Annotated in this window: 18 protein-coding genes; 11 read left to right on the forward strand and 7 right to left on the reverse strand. The window is 63.6% G+C overall.

The features are described 5' to 3' along the window. Positions 1-3 precede the first annotated feature (3 nt). Positions 4-2,283 carry a ribonuclease R gene (rnr, locus tag ACFOOL_RS13500; protein WP_380097695.1) on the reverse strand — a complete coding sequence of 760 codons (2,280 nt, stop codon included), beginning with the start codon at positions 2,281-2,283 and terminating at the stop codon, positions 4-6. A gap of 167 nt (positions 2,284-2,450) precedes the next feature. Here rnr and plsY point away from each other — a divergent pair, with 167 nt between their 5' ends. After that, positions 2,451-3,059, forward strand: a complete 609-nt coding sequence (plsY, locus tag ACFOOL_RS13505) for a glycerol-3-phosphate 1-O-acyltransferase PlsY (RefSeq protein ID WP_380097696.1) — start codon at positions 2,451-2,453, stop codon at positions 3,057-3,059. A gap of 4 nt (positions 3,060-3,063) precedes the next feature. Continuing rightward, the gene (gene dprA, locus ACFOOL_RS13510) at positions 3,064-4,188 is read left to right on the forward strand and encodes a DNA-processing protein DprA (RefSeq protein WP_380097697.1); all 1,125 of its coding nucleotides are present in this window, start codon (positions 3,064-3,066) and stop codon (positions 4,186-4,188) included. 3 nt (positions 4,189-4,191) lie between these two features. On the opposite strand, the gene murB is transcribed toward dprA, so the two are convergent. Then, positions 4,192-5,340: a UDP-N-acetylmuramate dehydrogenase gene (gene murB / locus ACFOOL_RS13515; RefSeq protein WP_380097698.1), complete on the reverse strand. Its 1,149-nt coding sequence runs from the start codon at positions 5,338-5,340 to the stop codon at positions 4,192-4,194. Between murB and topA the strand changes: the two genes are divergently transcribed. Further along, positions 5,339-7,912: a type I DNA topoisomerase gene (gene topA, locus ACFOOL_RS13520; RefSeq protein WP_380097699.1), complete on the forward strand. Its 2,574-nt coding sequence runs from the start codon at positions 5,339-5,341 to the stop codon at positions 7,910-7,912. The genes murB and topA overlap by 2 nt on opposite strands. A 64-nt stretch (positions 7,913-7,976) precedes the next feature. Here topA and ACFOOL_RS13525 read toward each other — a convergent pair whose 3' ends face one another. From ACFOOL_RS13525 to ruvX, 4 genes are all read right to left on the reverse strand, one after another. Next, on the reverse strand, positions 7,977-9,023 hold the full coding sequence (locus tag ACFOOL_RS13525) for a dipeptidase (protein ID WP_380097701.1): 1,047 nt from the start codon (positions 9,021-9,023) through the stop codon (positions 7,977-7,979). After that, positions 9,020-10,318 (reverse strand): dihydroorotase, encoded by a 1,299-nt coding sequence (gene pyrC / locus ACFOOL_RS13530; protein ID WP_380097702.1) that lies wholly within the window; start codon positions 10,316-10,318, stop codon positions 9,020-9,022. Before pyrC ends, ACFOOL_RS13525 begins: the two co-directional genes overlap by 4 nt. After that, complete coding sequence (locus ACFOOL_RS13535; protein ID WP_380097703.1) at positions 10,315-11,286, reverse strand: aspartate carbamoyltransferase catalytic subunit; 972 nt, start codon at positions 11,284-11,286, stop codon at positions 10,315-10,317. Before ACFOOL_RS13535 ends, pyrC begins: the two co-directional genes overlap by 4 nt. Positions 11,287-11,364: 78 nt before the next feature. Further along, positions 11,365-11,823 carry a Holliday junction resolvase RuvX gene (gene ruvX / locus ACFOOL_RS13540; RefSeq protein WP_380097705.1) on the reverse strand — a complete coding sequence of 153 codons (459 nt, stop codon included), beginning with the start codon at positions 11,821-11,823 and terminating at the stop codon, positions 11,365-11,367. 70 nt (positions 11,824-11,893) lie between these two features. On the opposite strand from ruvX, the gene ACFOOL_RS13545 reads away from it, so the two are divergent. From ACFOOL_RS13545 to ACFOOL_RS13560, 4 genes are all read left to right on the forward strand, one after another. Then, positions 11,894-12,418: a hypothetical protein gene (locus tag ACFOOL_RS13545; protein WP_380097707.1), complete on the forward strand. Its 525-nt coding sequence runs from the start codon at positions 11,894-11,896 to the stop codon at positions 12,416-12,418. An 83-nt stretch (positions 12,419-12,501) separates the two neighbouring features. Then, positions 12,502-12,789, forward strand: a complete 288-nt coding sequence (gene gatC / locus ACFOOL_RS13550; RefSeq protein WP_380097708.1) for an Asp-tRNA(Asn)/Glu-tRNA(Gln) amidotransferase subunit GatC — start codon at positions 12,502-12,504, stop codon at positions 12,787-12,789. Between the two features lie 53 nt (positions 12,790-12,842). Further along, positions 12,843-14,327, forward strand: coding sequence for an Asp-tRNA(Asn)/Glu-tRNA(Gln) amidotransferase subunit GatA (gatA, locus tag ACFOOL_RS13555; RefSeq protein WP_380097710.1), 1,485 nt, complete (start codon positions 12,843-12,845; stop codon positions 14,325-14,327). Positions 14,328-14,504: 177 nt separating this feature from the next. Further along, positions 14,505-14,822: a hypothetical protein gene (locus tag ACFOOL_RS13560; protein WP_380097711.1), complete on the forward strand. Its 318-nt coding sequence runs from the start codon at positions 14,505-14,507 to the stop codon at positions 14,820-14,822. A 71-nt stretch (positions 14,823-14,893) separates the two neighbouring features. Here the strand turns inward: ACFOOL_RS13560 and ACFOOL_RS13565 are convergent, their stop codons facing one another. Further along, positions 14,894-15,136 carry a YjhX family toxin gene (locus ACFOOL_RS13565; RefSeq protein ID WP_380097712.1) on the reverse strand — a complete coding sequence of 81 codons (243 nt, stop codon included), beginning with the start codon at positions 15,134-15,136 and terminating at the stop codon, positions 14,894-14,896. 237 nt (positions 15,137-15,373) lie between these two features. On the opposite strand from ACFOOL_RS13565, the gene ACFOOL_RS13570 reads away from it, so the two are divergent. Genes ACFOOL_RS13570 through gatB form a run of 4 tightly spaced genes read left to right on the forward strand, consistent with a single transcriptional unit; the run spans position 15,374 to position 18,258 of the window. Beyond that, positions 15,374-15,715 carry a chorismate mutase gene (locus ACFOOL_RS13570; protein WP_380097713.1) on the forward strand — a complete coding sequence of 114 codons (342 nt, stop codon included), beginning with the start codon at positions 15,374-15,376 and terminating at the stop codon, positions 15,713-15,715. Between the two features lie 59 nt (positions 15,716-15,774). Then, positions 15,775-16,242, forward strand: coding sequence for a GNAT family N-acetyltransferase (locus ACFOOL_RS13575; protein WP_380097715.1), 468 nt, complete (start codon positions 15,775-15,777; stop codon positions 16,240-16,242). Next, positions 16,239-16,745 (forward strand): GNAT family N-acetyltransferase, encoded by a 507-nt coding sequence (locus ACFOOL_RS13580; RefSeq protein ID WP_380097717.1) that lies wholly within the window; start codon positions 16,239-16,241, stop codon positions 16,743-16,745. The genes ACFOOL_RS13575 and ACFOOL_RS13580 overlap by 4 nt, the downstream gene beginning before the upstream one ends. Before the next feature lie 13 nt (positions 16,746-16,758). Beyond that, on the forward strand, positions 16,759-18,258 hold the full coding sequence (gene gatB, locus ACFOOL_RS13585) for an Asp-tRNA(Asn)/Glu-tRNA(Gln) amidotransferase subunit GatB (protein WP_380097718.1): 1,500 nt from the start codon (positions 16,759-16,761) through the stop codon (positions 18,256-18,258). The last annotated feature ends 58 nt before the right edge of the window (positions 18,259-18,316 follow it).

The following is an 18,316-nucleotide window of genomic DNA, read 5'->3' on the forward strand; positions in this document are numbered from 1 at the left end:
CTATTATCTCTTTCGCCGGCCCCTGGGCCCAAAGTTCCTTGATGATTTTTTCGATGATCGCCTGCCAGATGGCGGATTGCCGCGCCTGCCCTCGGAAAGCAACTCGAACAGGAGGCCGCCGGCGACGGGAGTGGCCTCGAGCAGGCGCACTTCCACGACATCGCCCAGGGTAAAGGTTTCTCCGCCACGCTCGCCGATCATGGCCTGCCGTTCTTCGACGAAACGATAGTAATCCTGCCCGAGGCTGGAAGCGGGGATGAAACCGTCGGCGCCGGTCTCCGAGAGGCGCACGAAAAGCCCCGAACGGGTGACGCCGGAGATATGGCCCATGAAGCGCGCGCCGATGCGCTCGGCCAGGAATTGCGCTAGCAGGCGATCCGAGGTCTCGCGCTCAGCCAGCATGGCGCGTCGCTCCGTGGCCGAGATATGCTGGGCGATTCCGGGAAGCCGGGCCGCCTCCTGATCGGTCAGGCCATCATCGCCCAGGCCCAGCGCGCGGATGATGGCGCGATGCACGATAAGGTCGGCATAGCGGCGTATGGGCGAAGTGAAATGGGCGTAGCGGTCGAGATTGAGGCCGAAATGGCCGTAGTTCTCGGCGGCATATTCCGCCTGCGCCTGCGAGCGCAGCACCATTTCGCTGACCTGCCCGATATTCCCGGCGCGGCGGGCCTGGTCCAGAATGCGGTTGAAATCCTCGGCGCGCACGGCGTCAGACTTCTTGACGGCGATGTCGAGGCTGCCGAGGAAGTCGCGCAGCGCCTGCAGCTTTTCCGAGGACGGCTCGTCATGGACGCGATAAAGAACCTCGCTGCGCTTCTGTTCCAGCGTCTCGGCCGCCGCTACGTTGGCGGCGATCATCATCTCCTCGATGAGGCGATGGGCCTCGAGCCGTTCGGGCACGAAGATATCGCGCACCATGCCCTTGTCGTCGAGCACGATCTTGCGCTCGGGCAGGTCGAGGTCGAGCGGCCCGCGCCGGTCGCGCGCCGTGGCCATGGCCGTATAGGCGCTCCACAGCGGCTTGAGGATCGGCTCGAGCAGAGGGCCGGCCTGATCGTCCGGATCGCCATCGATGGCGGACTGGACCTGGCTGTAGCGGAGCCGTGCCGCCGACCGCATCAGGATGCGGTGGAAGGAATGGCTCTTCTTGCGGCCATCGGCGCCCATCACCATGCGCACGGCGAGGGCGGCGCGCGCCTCGCCTTCCTTCAGCGAGCACAAATCGTTGGAGATGCGCTCGGGTAGCATGGGCACGACACGATCGGGGAAATAGACCGAATTGCCCCGCAGATAGGCCTCGCGGTCCAGCACGGAGCCCGGCCGCACATAGGCGGCGACATCGGCGATGGCGACGGTGACGATGAAGCCTCCTGCATTTGCCGGATCGTCGTCGGCGGCGGCATGGACGGCGTCGTCATAATCCTTGGCGTCGGGCGGGTCGATGGTGACCAGCGGCAGGTCGCGCCAGTCCTCCCGGCCCTTGAGGCCGGCTTCCCTTGCCTCCTTGGCCTCGCGGATGACGGTGGCGGGGAAGACATGCGGGATTTCGAGATTGTGGATCGCGATGAGCGAGATGGCGCCTTCGGACCTGGGATTGCCGATGACATTGGTGACGCGGGCACGGGGGATCATCAGCCGGCCGGATAACTTCACCTCGACCTCGACGAGATCGCCATCACGCGCTTCGCCCAGATCGCCCAGGGGAATACGCATCTCCTTCTGCTTGCGATCGACGGGTACCAGGCGTGCGCCATCCTCGTCGCGGCGCACGATGCCGATATGGGCGCGGCGCGGCTTGTCGAGCACCTTCATGGGCTTGGCGGTATAGTCGGGCACCGTGTCCTCACCCGCATCGATGCGGGCCAGTATGCGGTCGCCCGGGGCGGGGGCGACGCGGGCCCTGGGGCCCACGAGGACGCGAACGCGCGGCATCTCCCCTTCCTCGGGGTTCCACTGGGCGGGGAAGGCATGCAGATCGTCGGGATCGGCGTTGGAGGGAATGTCGAGCACGGTCACATGGGGCAGGGCGGCGGTGCGGCGCAGGGTCTTGCGGGTGCGGGTGATGACCCCTTCGCCCTCCAGTTCGGCAAGCATTGCCTTGAAGGGCCGGCGCAGGTCGCCGCGAATGCCGAACAGCTTGGCGAGATCGCGCTTGCCCTTGACATTTTCCTCGCTGGCCAGCGCCTCGAGCAGTTGCTCACGCGTGGGCAGGCGCTCGGCTGCGGGCAGGACCGGGCGCCTGGGGCCGGACGTATTCTTGGTTTTCGGTGGTTTGGCCATAAGATCGGGTTCGGGGAGTTGAGCGATATGTAGTGGATCGAAGCGGCTTTGCCAAACCCCGGATTTTTCGAGGAGGACGGCAATAGTGGGCAAACCGGCCTTCCCTCTTGTGAGCAGGGTCGGCATACGGCTAGTTTTCAATAACGGGCAGAGGAGGGATCGCGTTCATGCCTATCGACAGTCTGCCGCTGCTTTTCGCGGCGGTGCTCGGCTATTTGTGCGGCTCCGTGCCCTTCGGGCTCATCCTCACCAGGGCGGCCGGGCTGGGCGATATCCGTATGATCGGCTCGGGCAATATCGGGGCAACCAATGTGTTGCGCACCGGCAACCGGACGGTGGCGGCTGCGACGCTGGTGCTCGATGCGCTCAAGGCCGTGGTGCCGGTGCTGCTGGCGCGGTATTTCTGGGGCGAGGATGCGGCGCGGATTGCGGCTTTCGGGGTGTTTCTGGGCCATTGCTTCCCGGTCTGGCTGGGCTTCAAGGGTGGCAAGGGCGTGGCGGTGATGATCGGTTCTCTCCTGGCGCTGAGTTGGCCCGTGGGGGTCATTTTCTGCGCGGTCTGGCTGCTGATTGCCCTCACGCGCAAGATTTCTTCGCTGGCGGCGCTGACTGCGGCGGCGACGGCGCCGATCTTCGCTTATGTGATCAGCGGCGAGCGTCTGGCGCTGGTGGTCGCGGGGCTGGCGCTGCTGCTGTTCTATCAGCACCGCGAAAATATCGGGCGGCTGCTGAAAGGCGCCGAGCCCCGGATCGGCGACGGCGGAAAGGCGGGTTGAGCGTATGGGCCGGGCGACCACCACGCTCACATCCGCCCAACGCATCGCCTGGTTGCGCCTGGTCCGCACCGAAAATGTCGGTCCCGTCACATTTCGCCAATTGCTCAACCGGTTCGGCTCGGCCGAAGCGGCCATTGCCTCGCTGCCGGAATTGAGCCGCAAGGCGGGCCGCCCCCTCCGGGTGATCAGCCAGGCGCAGGCGGAAGATGAGATTGCCGGGATTGCCCGCTATGGCGCCCGATTGGTGGCCCAGGGCGAGGCCGACTATCCAGGCCATCTCCTGCATATCGCCGGGGCGCCCCCGCTCGTCACCATGGCCGGTGGCGAGCGGCTCGACTGGCACCGCACCGTGGGCATAGTGGGCGCTCGCAATGCGTCGTCGGCCGGGGTGAAGATGACAAGGATACTGGCCGGCGATCTGGGCGCGCGCGGCTATAGCGTAGTTTCGGGGCTGGCGCGCGGGATCGATACGGCAGCGCACCGGGCAAGTCTTTCGACGGGAACGATCGCCGTGCTGGCCGGTGGATTCGATCATATGTACCCGCGGGAAAACATTCCGCTCGCACATGACATTCTCGATAATGGCGGGGCTTTGCTGACCGAGATGCCGCTGGGCTGGGAACCGAGGGCCCGGGATTTTCCGAGGCGTAACCGGTTGGTTTCGGGTCTCTCGCTCGGCATAGTCGTGGTGGAGGCGGCAAAACGCTCCGGCTCGCTGATCACGGCGCGGCTGGCGCTGGAGCAGAATCGCGACGTCTTCGCCGTACCCGGTTCGCCGCTCGATCCGCGCGCCGAAGGCGGCAACGCGCTGATCCGGCAAGGGGCGCATCTGGTGACCGACGCACAGGATGTCATCGACATATTGGGCAGCGCCGATCCGGCGCGCGAGAAATTGTTTGAGCCCGAATGGCGGCCGGATGAGAGTGTCGAGGTAAATTACCTTCCGCCGGCGGAAGACGATCGTGCCCGGCTGCTGGAAGCCTTGTCGCCCACGCCGGTCGAGGTGGACGAATTGATCGCCCAGACCGGCATCGCGCCGCACACCATGCAGATTCTCCTGCTGGAACTGGATCTGGCTGGGCAGGTGGAATGGGCGAGCGGGCAGCTAGTGGGCCTGCGGCAGGGTTGAGCCTTACAAGAAGATCGGTTCCTCGTGCAATTGCACGCCAAAACGGGTTTTGACCGTTTTCTTCACATGAGCGGAAAGGGCCGCGATATCGGCTTGCTCGGCGCCGCCATGATTGACCACCACCAGCGCATGGCGTTCCGATATGCCGGCCGGGCCAAGACGAAAGCCTTTTAGGCCGCTTTTTTCGATCAGCCAGCCGGCCGACAGCTTTGTCTTCCCATCAGGGAGGGAGAAATTCGGCGCATTTGGGAACTCCGCCAATACCGGTGTGGCGTCGCCAGCCGGCAGGATGGGGTTTTGAAAGAAAGACCCGGCATTGGGCTCGATCCGCCAGTCGGGCAGCTTGCTGCCGCGCAGGGCGAGCACCCTTTCCATGACGTTTTTCGGTGTCAGTCCGGCCTTGCCGGCCAGTTCGGACAGGCCGGCAAAACCCAGATTCGGCACCCAGACCTTAGGTAGTCGCAGACGGACGGAGAGGATCGTGAAGCGGTTCGGCTCCTGCTTGAAGGCGCTGTGGCGATAGGAGAAAACGCAAGCAGGGCCATCGAAGATGCGCTGTTCGCCGCTTTGACGATCATAGGCGGTGAGGGAATGGAAGACATCGGCCAGTTCCACTCCATAAGCGCCGATATTCTGCACGGGCGCCGCGCCCATCGTTCCCGGGATGCCCGCGAGGTTTTCAAGTCCCCCAAAGCCCTGCTCCACGGTCCAGACGACGAAGTCGTGCCAGCTCCTGCCGGCCGCCGCCTCCACGATGACCGTGTCGGCAAGATCTTCCAGCACCCTATGGTCGTTGATCGCCATGATGGCGGTGATGCCATCGAAATCGGGGGCCAGCACCACATTGCTGCCGCCACCCAGAAGCCTTACCGCTAGGCCTTCTTTACCGGCCAGCTCGAACAATGCCGGCACCATGGCGATTTCGTTGAGGACGAGGCCAAAGCGCGAGCGGGCCCGCAGCGCCAGAGTGTTGCGGGCGGAAAGGTCGAAATCGGGAATCAGTTTGGTGCTGAGGTCGGTCATGACGGGCTTAAACACCATTGTTCTGCAGGGTTGGGCAAGCCCGACGATGGCAGGCCCGTTGACACCGGCTATCGGCTTCACCATGTTGCGCGCTCTTTCGACAAGCAGTTGCGGAACGGATACGGGCATGAAGGTCGTTGTCGTTGAAAGTCCGGCCAAAGCCAAGACGATCAACAAATATCTGGGCAAGGACTACGAGGTCCTGGCCAGCTTCGGCCATGTGCGTGACCTGCCGGCCAAGGACGGCTCGGTGCGGCCCGACGAAGATTTCGCCATGTCCTGGGAAGTGGATAACGCGGCAAAAAAACGCATCTCCGACATCGCCTCGGCGCTGAAGGGGGCCGATGGCCTGATCCTGGCGACCGACCCCGACCGCGAGGGCGAGGCCATTTCCTGGCATATATTGGACGTGCTGCGCGCCAGGAAGGCATTGAAGAAGGACGTGCCGGTGCAGCGCGTCGTGTTCAATGCCATTACCAAGGACGCGGTGACCGCGGCCATGGCCAGGCCGCGCGATATCGACATGCCGCTGGTGGACGCCTACCTGGCGCGCCGGGCGCTCGATTACCTGGTAGGCTTCACCCTCTCGCCCATTCTCTGGCGCAAGCTGCCGGGCTCGCGTTCGGCCGGCCGGGTGCAGTCGGTGGCGCTGCGGCTGGTGTCGGACCGCGAAGCGGAAATCGAGAAATTCAAGCCCGAGGAATATTGGTCGGTCGAGGCGCAGCTCAATCAGGCCGGAAAGAGCTTCCTCGCGCGGCTCTTTGCCGTGGACGGCAAGAAGACCGACAAGCTCGCCATCAACAAGGGTGAGGATGCTACCGCGTTGAAAGTGCTGATCGAGGCCGGCCAGTTCAATGTGGCCAGCGTCGAAAAGAAGCCCACCAAGCGCAATCCCTATGCGCCCTTCACCACCTCGAGCCTGCAGCAGGACGCGTCCTCGCGGCTGGGGCTGTCACCCAGTCGCACCATGCAGATCGCCCAGCGGCTCTATGAGGATGGGTTGATCACCTATATGCGAACCGACGCGGTGCAGATGGCGCCCGAAGGCATCGCCATGGCGCGCTCGGTGATCGGTAAATATTTCGGCGAGAAATACCTGCCGGAAAAGGCGCGCATATATCAGACCAAGGCCAAGAACGCCCAGGAAGCGCACGAGGCCATCCGTCCCACCGACATGTTCAAGCGGCCCGAAAGCCTCAATCTGGATGCCGATCAGGCCAAGCTCTACGGGTTGATCTGGAAGCGGACGCTGGCGAGCCAGATGGCGTCGGCAGAAATCGACCGCACCAGCGTCGACATTGCCGTCAACGTGCCGGGCCGGGCAGTGACGCTGCGCGCCACCGGGTCGGTCGTGACCTTCCCCGGTTTCCTCACGCTCTATGGCGTCGAGGCCAATGCCGATCGCGACGAAGACGACGAGGATGGGCGCGAACTGCCACCGCTGCAGGTGGGCGACAAGCCCGATCTCGAAAAAGTCGAGATCGAGCAGCATTTTACCCAGCCGCCGCCGCGCTATACCGAAGCGAGCCTGATCAAGAAGATGGAGGAGCTGGGTATCGGCCGGCCTTCCACCTATGCCGCCACGCTGGCGACGCTCAAGGACCGCGACTATGTGCGGCTCGAGGGCAGGGCGCTGCACCCCGAGGATCGCGGCCGCATCGTCACTTCCTTCCTCGAGAGCTTCTTTTCGCGCTATGTCGAATATGGCTTCACCGCGCATCTGGAAGAGCAACTCGATGAGATTTCCGCCGGTAATCTCGACTACAAGCAGGTCCTGCGCGATTTCTGGCGCGATTTCACCGCGGCGGTGGAGGAGATCAAGGATTTGCGCGTATCGGAAGTGCTCGATGCGCTCAACGACCTGTTGGCCGACCACATTTTCCCGCCGCGGGAAGACGGCTCCGATCCGCGTCGCTGCCCCACCTGCGGTACGGGTACGTTGTCGCTGAAACTGGGCAAGTTCGGCGCCTTCATCGGCTGTTCGAACTATCCCGAGTGCCGCCACACCATGCAGCTCTCCGACGCGGCCTCAGGTCAGTCCCCGGAAGCGGCTGTAGGCGATGGCGTTCTGGGCACCGATCCGGAAAGCGGGGAGGAGATTTTCCTCAAATCCGGACGCTTCGGTCCCTATGTGCAACTCGGCGAGGGCAAGGAACCCAAGCGCGCATCCTTGCCCAAGGGTTGGGAGCCCGGCGCGCTGACGCTGGACAAGGCGCTGCAATTGCTGTCGCTGCCCCGTGAAGTGGGCCTGCATCCGGAAACCGGCCTGCCGATTGCCGCCGGGATCGGGCGCTATGGGCCGTTCGTGCTGCATGACGGAAAATATGCCAACCTGCCGGATGTCGAAGAGGTGTTCACCGTCGGGCTCAACCGCGCCGTCGACCTGATCGCCCAGAAGGCGGCCGGTGGCGGACGCGGCGGTCGCGGAGCGGCGCAGGCCGCCATCCAGACCTTCGAGCACGATGGTGGCCCCATCACGGTGCGCGCCGGGCGCTATGGTCCTTACGTCAACCAGGGCAAGATCAACGCTACCCTGCCCAAGGACCTGAAGCCCGAGGATGTCACTCTCGAGCAGGCGATAGCGCTGATTGCGGCCAAGGCGGAGGCCGGCGGCAGCCGGAAAAAAGCTCCGACCAGAAAAACGGCTGCGAAAAAACCGGCGGCAAAGAAGGTGCCCGCGAAGAAAGCCAAGGCGGAATAGCCGGCGGGCACCGCTTTCTCTCTTTAAGAGAGGTCGGGCCGACCGCAAGCGGGGTAAGTGAGGGTTACCCGATCACCCGTTCCAGCAGATTCAGCCAGTTGTCGAGGGCGATCTTGCGGACCAGCGTTTCGCCATAGCCCTTGTCGAGCAGCGCTTGCAGCAATCTCGGGACGCGGGTGACGTCGCCGATCCCCGCAGGAATATTCGCGCCATCGAAGTCGGACCCCAGGGCAACGCCGCCTTCGCCAACCGCATCGAGCAATGCATCGACATGGCGGACCATCAGTTCGATGGGCGTATCGGCATTGAACTGGCCGTCCGGTCGCAGGAAACCGGTGGCGTAGTTGAGGCCGACCACGCCACCGCTGTCGCGGATCGCGGCGAGTTGCCAATCCAGCAGATTGCGGGTGCCGGGGCTGATGGCATGGACATTGGAATGGGTCGCCACCAGCGGCTTCGTGGAAATAGCGGCGACATCGCGGAAGCCGGCGGCGTTGAGATGGGAAAGGTCGATCAGAACGCCGCGCGCATCGCACAGGCGAACCAGTTCCTTGCCCGCGTCGGTGAGGCCCGGGCCGATATCGGGATCGGCATTGTGACGAAAGGGGACACCCGTGCCGAAGGCATTGGCCCGGCTCCAGGTAATGCCGATGGAACGCAGGCCCGCGGCATAAAGCACTTCGAAGGCGTTGAAATCCTGGTCGATGGCCTCGGCCCCCTCGACGTGGAAGATCGCCGCCAGTCGGTCGGCAGCCATGGCGGCGCGGATCTCGGCGACGGAGCGACAAATGGAGAGCGCGCCAGCCGCCTCGAGGCGCAGCAACAGCGCCGCCATGCCGTTGGTCGATCGCTGCGCCTCGGCGGTATCGAGTTGCGGCGGTAATTCCCCGGTGCCGCCGCCGGGATTGCCGGCAACCTTGTCGAGGCTGATTTTCACCGGCGGCGGGAACATGGCGAAAAATCCGCCCGCCATGCCGGCGGTTTTTGCGCGCGGCAGGTCGAGATGGCCATCCGCCGTGCCGTCGATGAACATGGACAGCTTATCGGCGCGCGGGCTTTCGAGCAGGCGCAGCAAAGTGTCGTTGTGGCCGTCGAAAAAGGGAATGGTCACGCCGTCTCCTCATGCACGAACACCGTCTTGCCGTCCACGATAGTGCGCATGACCTTGCCCTGCATGCGGGCCCCCTCGAAGCTGGTATTGCGCGATTTGGAACGGAAGCTGTTCTCGGTGACCTGCCAGGGATAGTCGGGATCGACCAGGATCAGATCGGCTGGAACTCCTCTGGCGATGCGCCCGGCCTCGATGCCGAGGATTTCGGCGGGGCGGCTGGTCATGGCCCGCAGGATGGTCGGCAGGTCGATATCGCCGGAATGGACGAGGCGCAGGGCAGCGCTGAGGAGAGTCTCAAGCCCGATAGCGCCGTCCGACGCTTCGGCGAAGGGGCGGCGTTTGACCTCGGTATCCTGCGGGTCATGGTCCGAGTGAATGACATCGATGACGCCCGTACGCAGGCCCTCGATGACCGCCTGGCGGTCATCCTCGCTGCGCAGGGGAGGCGAAAGCTTGAAGAAGGTGCGATAGCGGCCGATATCGTTCTCGTTGAGACAGAGATTATTGATCGAAAGGCCTGCGGTAACCCGCTTGTTGCGGGATTTGGCGGCGCGGACCATGGCCACCGAAGCTTCGGTGGAAATCTGCGCGGCGTGATAACGAACGCCGGTCAGCGCGGCCAGTTGCAGGTCCCGGGCCAGCGGCACGGTCTCGGCTTCGCGGGGAATGCCCTTGAGGCCCAGAATGGTGGCGAACAGTCCCTCGTTCATCACGCCGTCGCCGGCAAGGCCGAGATCGGCGAGATGATGCACGAAAGGCATGTCGAAATTGGCGGCATAGGCCATGGCGCTGCGCATCAGCGCGTTCGACTGGATCGATTGGGCGCCATCGGTCAGGCAGACCGCGCCGGCCTCCTTGAGCAGGCCGAACTCGGTGATTTCCTTGCCCTCGAGGCCCTTGGTGATGGCGGCGGCCGGCAGGATATGTGCTGGCGATTGCGCTTCGGCACGGCGGATGAGGAAGTCGACCAGCGCCCCGTCGTCCACCACCGGGCTGGTATCGGGCATCATGACGAAACTGGTGACGCCGCCGGCAATGGCAGCCAGTCCGGCCGAAGCAAGGGTTTCGCGATATTCCTTGCCGGGTTCGCCGACCGAAACGCGCATGTCGACTAGGCCCGGTGCCAATATGTGACCGCCGGCATCGATCACCTCCGCTCCGTCCGGAACGCCGGCCGGTCCCGCTATGGCCAGATCGCTGACCCGGCCGTCTTCGACAAGCACGGCGCCCATATGGTCCGTGCCGGAAGCGGGATCGATGATGCGGGCATTTTCGATGATGAGAGGTCGGGTCATTTTTCGTCCCTCGGCGGCAGCAGGGCATCGAGTACCGCCATGCGTACGGCAACCCCCATTTCCACCTGGTCGGTGATCACGGAACGCTCGCCATCGGCAATGGCGGGATCGATCTCGACGCCGCGGTTCATCGGACCGGGATGCATGACGATAGCGTCGGGCCTGGCATGGGAAAGCTTCTGCTCGTCGAGACCGTAGAAGCGATAATATTCGCGCACCGAAGGGATCATGCGGCCATTGGCGCGCTCGTGTTGGAGCCGCAGCATCATCACCACGTCGGCGTCCTTGAGGCCCGTTTCCATATCGGTGAAAACCTCGGTGGCGAGGTTCTCGATGCCGGCCGGCAGTAACGTACGGGGGGCGATGACGCGTGTGCGGACGTTGAGCGCGCCGAGCAGCAACAGATTGGACCGGGCGACACGCGAATTGGCGATATCGCCGCAAATGGCGACGGTGAGGCCGCCAAGCGTGCCCTTGTGGTTACGAATGGTGAGCGCGTCCAGCAGGGCCTGCGTGGGATGCTCATGGGCGCCGTCGCCTGCGTTGACGACCGAGCAGCCGACCTTCTGGCTCAGCAGTTCCACCGCTCCGGCCGCCGAATGGCGCACCACCAGAACATCGGGCCGCATGGCGTTGAGTGTGGCGGCGGTGTCGATCAGGGTCTCGCCCTTGGAGACCGAAGAGGTCTTTACCGACATGTTGACCACCAGCGCCCCGAGCCGCTTGCCGGCGATCTCGAAGGACGACTGGGTGCGGGTGGAGGGCTCGAAGAAGAGATTGATCTGGGTCTTGCCCGAAAGCGTGGGCAGGGATTTCCGCTCCTGCCGGGATATTTCGATCATCCGTTCGGCGCGATCGAGCAGATCGACGATTTCGTGCTGCTTGAGGTCGGCGATGGAAATGAGATGGCGCTGTCGGAACGGGGGGAAGTCGCCGGCGGACCCGGCGCTTGAGCTGTGCTGCGGCATGTCGCATCCCTTGCGATTTGCTGCGGTCTAGCGGAGGGGGCCGGATGGGGCAAGAGGGCCCCCTGCCCAAAACTGCTTCTATCCCCGGCGCAACCGGTCTAGTGCGCCCTGGAGGATGTAGCTGGCGGCGAGCTTGTCGACGATTTCGGCACGGCGATCGCGCCGGAGATCGGCTTCGATCATCATGCGGGTGACGGCGGAGGTGGACAGGCGCTCGTCCCAGAATGCGATGGGCAGCTCGATCTTGTTGGCGAGATTGCGGGCAAAGGCGCGGGTGGATTGCACGCGGGGGCCCTCGGTTCCGTCCATGTTGAGAGGCAGGCCGAGAATGATCGCCACCACCTGGTTTTCGGCGATCAACTGGATCAGGCGCTCGGCATCCTGGGTGAATTTGGTGCGTTTGATGGTTTCCAGCGGCGTCGCCGAATAACGCATGGCATCGGAAATGGCGACGCCGATCGTTTTGGTGCCCAGATCGAGCCCAAGGATTTTCCCCGAAGGTGGGATGGCGACGAGGGGATTTTCGGCGTCGGTCACATACGGCTCGCTGGACAGGTCTTGTTAGTCCTATAGGGTGCGCGACGACTTTTGGCGACGGAAAAGGCCGATGAAACTCACCTGGTTCGGAAACCGCACCTTCCGCATTCACGCCGGCGGTCAGATTTTAGTCGTGGAGGCGGAGGGCGCGCCGGAAGGGATAGATCGGAACGAACTGGTGAGCGGAGCCGATCGCCTTGTCGGATTCGACAACGATCTGCCGGTGGCGGCAGGGGCTGAATGGAAACCACGGCCGAGCGTGCGGCTGCTGGATGCCGGGGAGACCCTGCGGCCGGTGCAGCTCTGGTCGCTGGGCTCCGGAACCTTGCTGCTCGACGCCGATGAGGATATGCCGCTCCTCCTGCTGGCGGGGCCGGTGCCGACGCTGGGGCGCTGGGTGGAGCGGGCGGTGGTAATGCTTGCGGGTCCTCATTTGGCGGCACGGGCGGAGGTGCTTTCCGGGACGGTATCGCCGCGATTGCTGGCCCTGGCAGGCACGGATACGGAACTCGATGCCGCCTTCGCCGTCTGGCGCGACCACGCAGAGGGGGGCGGGGTGATGGCGCTGGAGCCGGGCATGGCCGTGGAGGCCTGATCGGCCTATAGCCATTTTCATTGTCATTTGTGTCGGCGCATTGCTAATAACGCGCCGACACGCATCATTCGCTGGAGTTTGCCATGTCTGTCGACGCCGCCACCGTCAAGCGCATCGGACGCCTTGCCCGGATTCGCATCGAGGAGGACGAGGTTGCCGGTTATCAGGACGAGCTCAACGCTATATTGGGTTTTGTGGAGCAACTGGCTGAAGCGAATGTCGAGGGCGTCGAGCCCATGACTTCGGTGACGCCGATGCAATTGCGGCGGCGCGACGACGTCGTGACCGATGGCGGCTATCCTGAGCAGATCGTCGCCAATGCGCCACTGACCGAGGACAATTTTTTCATGGTGCCCAAGGTCGTCGAGTGATCCGACCACACGCCGTTCCAATTCACGCTGCGACAATCTGAGCGAGATATTCGTTGACCGACCTGACCAAACTGAGCCTCGCCGATGCCCGCAAGGGCCTCAAGGACAAGAGCTTTTCCGCGCTCGAGCTGACGGATGCCTACATCGGCGCCATCGAACAGGCCAATCCCAGGCTGAACGCCTATGTGGCAACGACGCCGGATCGGGCGCGCGTCATGGCCAAGGCCAGCGACGGGAAGCTGGCCCAGGGCCAGGGCGGGCCGTTGGAAGGCATCCCGCTCGGCATCAAGGACCTGTTCGCCACCAAGGGTGTGCATACGCAAGCGGCAAGCCACATCCTCGAAGGCTTCCGGCCGGAATATGAATCCACCGTAACCGCCAATCTGTGGCGCGACGGCGCGGTGATGCTCGGCAAGCTCAATATGGACGAATTCGCCATGGGGTCGTCCAATGAAAGCTCCTATTACGGACCGGTGGTCAACCCGTTCCGCGCCGAAGGCAGCGATGCGGACCTGGTTCCGGGCGGTTCCTCGGGCGGCTCGGCAGCGGCGGTGTCGGCATGGCTTTGTGCCGCCGCGACCGCGACCGATACCGGCGGTTCGATCCGCCAGCCGGCGGCCTTCACCGGCACGGTGGGCATGAAGCCGACCTATGGGCGCTGCTCGCGCTGGGGCGTGGTGGCCTATGCCTCCTCGCTCGACCAGGCCGGTCCCATCGCGCGCACCGTGGAAGACGCCGCGATCATGTTGACCTCGATGGCCGGTTTCGACTCGAGGGATTCCACCAGCGTCGACCTGGCGGTTCCCGATTTTGCTGCGGCGGTCGAGCGCGGCGTCAAGGGCCTCACCATTGGCGTACCGCGGGAATACCGCATGGAAGGGATGCCGGCCGAGATCGAGAAGCTCTGGGCCGATGGGCTGGAATGGCTCAAGGCCGAGGGCGCCGTCGTCAGGGATATCTCGCTGCCGCACACCAAATATGCGCTGCCTGCCTACTACGTGGTGTCGCCGGCTGAAGCCTCGTCGAACCTCGCCCGTTTCGACGGCGTCAAGTATGGTCTGCGCGTCACCGGCAAGGACATCACCGACATGTATGAGTTGACGCGCGCCGCCGGTTTCGGCCGCGAGGTGAAGCGCCGAATCATGATCGGCACTTATGTCCTGTCGGCAGGGTATTACGATGCCTATTACGTCAAGGCGCAGAAGGTGCGTACCCTGATCAAGAAGGATTTCGAGGACGTCTTTAACGAAGGTGTGGATGCCATATTGACCCCGGCGACTCCCTCGGCGGCCTTCGAGATCGGCGACGAGGCACTGGCGAGCGATCCGGTGGCCATGTATCTCAACGACATCTTCACCGTGACCGTGAACATGGCCGGGCTGCCGGGAATTGCCGTGCCGGCGGGCAAGGACGGCAGGGGCCTGCCGCTGGCGCTGCAGCTCATCGGCAAGCCGTTCGACGAGGAAACGCTGTTTGCCGCCGCTCGCATCATTGAAAAGAGCGCAGACGGTGATTTCTCGCCCAAGCCGTGGTGGTAGCCCGGTTTCGAGGGCGGGGCGCCCGGTCGGAAAACGCGGTTTTCATGTTCCTCGGGGCTCTTCGGCCCCGCGATGCTTGATTGCGTCGCCGATCCGGCCTATCTGCGCGAAATGCACAAGTTGAAACTGGTAGTGACACGCCCCATGGCGGCGTCCGGGCCGACAGGGGTTTCGCCAATGGCCGTTGACATCTTCACCACGCTCGACTGGTCCGAGCCGCCCAAGGACATGAGCAAGCCGCTGCAGGCGCTGTGGTGGCTGAAGAAGGGAGAGCTGCGCGTCGGCCCCGAATGGGAACGCGCGCATGGGATCGTGCAATCCATGGAGGGCGTGCAGGCTTTCGACTGGGTGCATGCGCTGATGCACTGGATCGAGGCCGATATGGGCAATGCCGATTACTGGTACCGCCGGGCCGGCAAGCGTCGCGCTACCGCCAGCGTCTCGCAGGAATGGGAACATATCGCGGCGGCGCTGAGCGAAGTCACGAGACACTGAGCGGGGCTGCTCGCTGGAACAGGCCGCAGGATTCGAAATCCTGCGGCTTTTTCGTTTGTGATCGCCGCACCTCACCCGCGCAGCATTTGAAGGCCCTGCTTCGTGATGCGGTATGGGCCGCTGCCGGTGGAAGCGATGACTTTCTTGGCGCGCAGGCGCTTGAACATGTCAAAATTGCAGTCGCTCATCAGCCAGCCCTCGCGGCTGTAGCATTCGCTGTCGATGGGGCGGCCTTCATCATCGCGGATGACGATGATGCGCCCGCCCAGGGCCAGCACGTTGAGCACGCGCCGCTCGTGTCGGGAAACGTTCATGATGTTCGGATCGTCCTGAGGCAGCCTCGGCAGGAGCCGGGCCGCAAACAAACAGGTCCGGCCGCTGGTTTTACGCGCAGCAGCCGGGCGGTTCATTTTTCCCCGTCGCGACTGGACGGGGTCTCAGACAATCTCAAACTGACCGAACATGCCTCTTTTTACCCGGTAGCGGGATTTTTTGCGAGCCCGAGTTGGGCTCGCATTGAAATCCGCAACCGTATTGTGCAAACCAGCAACATGACGAACACGACCGGGGACCGAATTGTGAAAGCTGCCAAGCTGCCTGCCGAATGCGAAACCAAGGACGATGTGCGCGCCGAAATCGACCGGATCGACCAGGCGCTCCTTGCCCTGTTCGCGGAGCGGCATGGCTATGTGACCCGCATGGCCGAAATCAAGACCGACCCGCACGAGGCCTACGACCCCCAGCGCATCGATTCGATGATCGTCAAAGTGCGTCGACGCAGTTTGGACCTTGATCTGGACGAGGATCAGGCCGAACTTATCTGGCGGACCCTGATCGACTGGAACGTCAATTACGAGAAGGGCATCATCGCGGCGCGCCGACGGGCGAAATAGGAGAGGCTCTCATGCCGGGCATTCGGATACGCAAGGCGGAAATCGCGGATGCCCCCCGAATGGCCGATATCGCCTATCGCGCCTGGGAAAGCGGCATATTGCCCATCCTGATCGAAAAGTCGGGCCTGCGCGAGGCGGAGCGGAGGCGCCTGTCGCACGCCGTGGGCGAGGGTTGGCCGAATGCCATCGTCGCCGAGATCGACGGCATCGTCGTGGGCTGGTGCTCGCGAATGAAACGGCGGAGCTACATCCCTTATCTTTTCGTCATGCCCGACATGCAGGGTCACGGCATTGGCGGCATGCTGCTCGACCGCATGGAAATGATGCTGGAATTGCAGGGCGCCGAGCGGGTGCATCTGGAAACGCCGGCGGATCATGTGCGGGCCGTGCGCTTTTACGAGCGCCGGGGCTACCGCATCCTGGCGCTGCGCCCGGATGGGCGGACCGGACATGATCCCTTCGCCAGCGTGCATTTGGAAAAGCGGCTGCAGCCCTATGAGGGGGAGATCGAAGAGGGCGAGGAGTGAGCGGAGCCGAGTTTCGCGTCTCATCCCTCATTCCCTCAGCCGACCTTTCCCAGGTGCTGGGTGCCGGCGCGTTTTCGGCTTGGGAGCAAAGCGTCTTTGGCAGGAACGATCGCGGCCGTGCCGACCGGTCCCGCCTGCTTCGTGAGTTCGAGACCTTCTGCCGCGATTATCCGGAAACCATCTTGATGGCGACGGAGGCAGGTCGCCCGCTGGGCTGGGGCGCCCGCGAGCATCGTGACCACGTCATCTCGGATCTATGGGTCTTCCCGGAGGCGCAGCGGCGCGGGGTCGGTGCGACCTTGCTTGCGGCGATGGAAGACGCTATCGCCAACGAAGGCTTCGGCTATGTCGAGCTCGAAACTTTTACCGGCAACCCCGGGGCGGTGCGCTTCTATGAACGCCATGGCTATTCGGCCGTATGGCGTGGCGTGAAATTCACCGCCAGCCTCAATTATGAATTGGACAAGATTCGATTCCGCAAGCCGCTGACACAAGCGCCATAGGACTGCCCGAAACATGACCATCGTCGATACTCGCACCCCCGACAAGAAACGCCTGATTTCCGGCTCGACCGGCGATTGGGAAGTCATCATCGGCATGGAGGTGCATGCGCAGGTGACCAGCGAGAGCAAGCTGTTCTCGGGCTCGTCGACGGAATTCGGCAATCCGCCCAATGCCAATGTCAGCTTCATCGACGCGGCGATGCCGGGCATGCTGCCGACCATCAATGAAGAATGCGTGCGCCAGGCCGTACGCACCGGTCTCGGCCTGAAGGCGCGGATCAACAAGCGCTCGGTGTTCGACCGCAAGAATTACTTCTATCCGGATCTGCCGCAGGGCTATCAGATTTCCCAGTTCAAGGACCCGATCGTGGGCGAGGGCAAGGTACTGCTCGACGTCGACGGGGAACAGATCGAAATCGGCATCGAGCGGCTGCACCTGGAACAGGACGCGGGCAAGTCGATCCACGATCAGCATCCCAATATGAGCTTCGTGGATCTCAACCGCTCGGGCGTGGCTCTGATGGAGATCGTCTCCAAGCCCGACCTGCGGTCCGCCGAAGAGGCCAAGGCCTACCTCTCCAAGTTGCGAACCATTTTGCGCTATCTGGGCACTTGCGACGGCAATATGGAGCAGGGCTCCATGCGAGCCGACGTCAATGTCTCCGTGCGCCGTCCGGGTGGCGAATTCGGCACCCGCTGCGAGATCAAGAACGTCAATTCCATCCGCTTTGCCGGCCAGGCTATTGAATATGAGGCGCGCCGCCAGATCGATGTCCTCGAGGATGGCGGCACGATCGAACAGGAAACGCGGTTGTTCGATCCGAAGAATGGCGAAACCCGCTCCATGCGCTCCAAGGAGGAGGCGCATGACTATCGTTATTTCCCCGATCCGGACCTCCTGCCGCTGGAGTTCGACGATGCCTTTATCAATGATTTGGCGCGGCACCTGCCCGAATTGCCGGACGAGAAACAGGCGCGCTTTGTCCGCGACTATGGCGTCACCGCCTATGACGCCATGGTGCTGACGCTGGACCGGGAGACTGCGGATTATTACGAAGCCTGCGTCGCCCACGGCGGGGCCCGGCGGGATGGCAAGGCGGTAGCCAATATCCTCAATGGCGACGTGGCGGCCTTTGCCAACAGCCAGGGACTGGCGGTATGGGAAACCCACCTCAAGCCGGCGCAGATCGCCGGGTTGGTGGATCTGATCGCCGGCGGCACCATCTCATCGAAGGGCGGCAAGGATGTGCTGCAGATTCTCATCGCCGAGGAGCCCGAGGGCGATCCGGCCGAGATCGTCGAGCGGCGCGGCCTCAAGCAGGTGACCGATCTCGGAGCCATCGAAAAGATCGTGGACGAGATCATCGCCGCCAGTCCCGACCAGATGGAAAAGGTCAAGGCCAAGCCGACCATGATCGGCTGGTTCGTCGGCCAGGCGATGAAGGCTTCGGGCGGCAAGGCCAATCCCCAGGCGCTCAACGAGCTGATGAAGAAAAAGCTCGGCCTCGAATGAGGGAGTGAAACCGCTCAAGGATTCGGGTCGCTCCCTGGCTCCGGCGGCAGGCGCGGAT

This window comes from Devosia honganensis, assembly GCF_042648785.1.
GTDB lineage: Bacteria > Pseudomonadota > Alphaproteobacteria > Rhizobiales > Devosiaceae > Devosia > Devosia honganensis.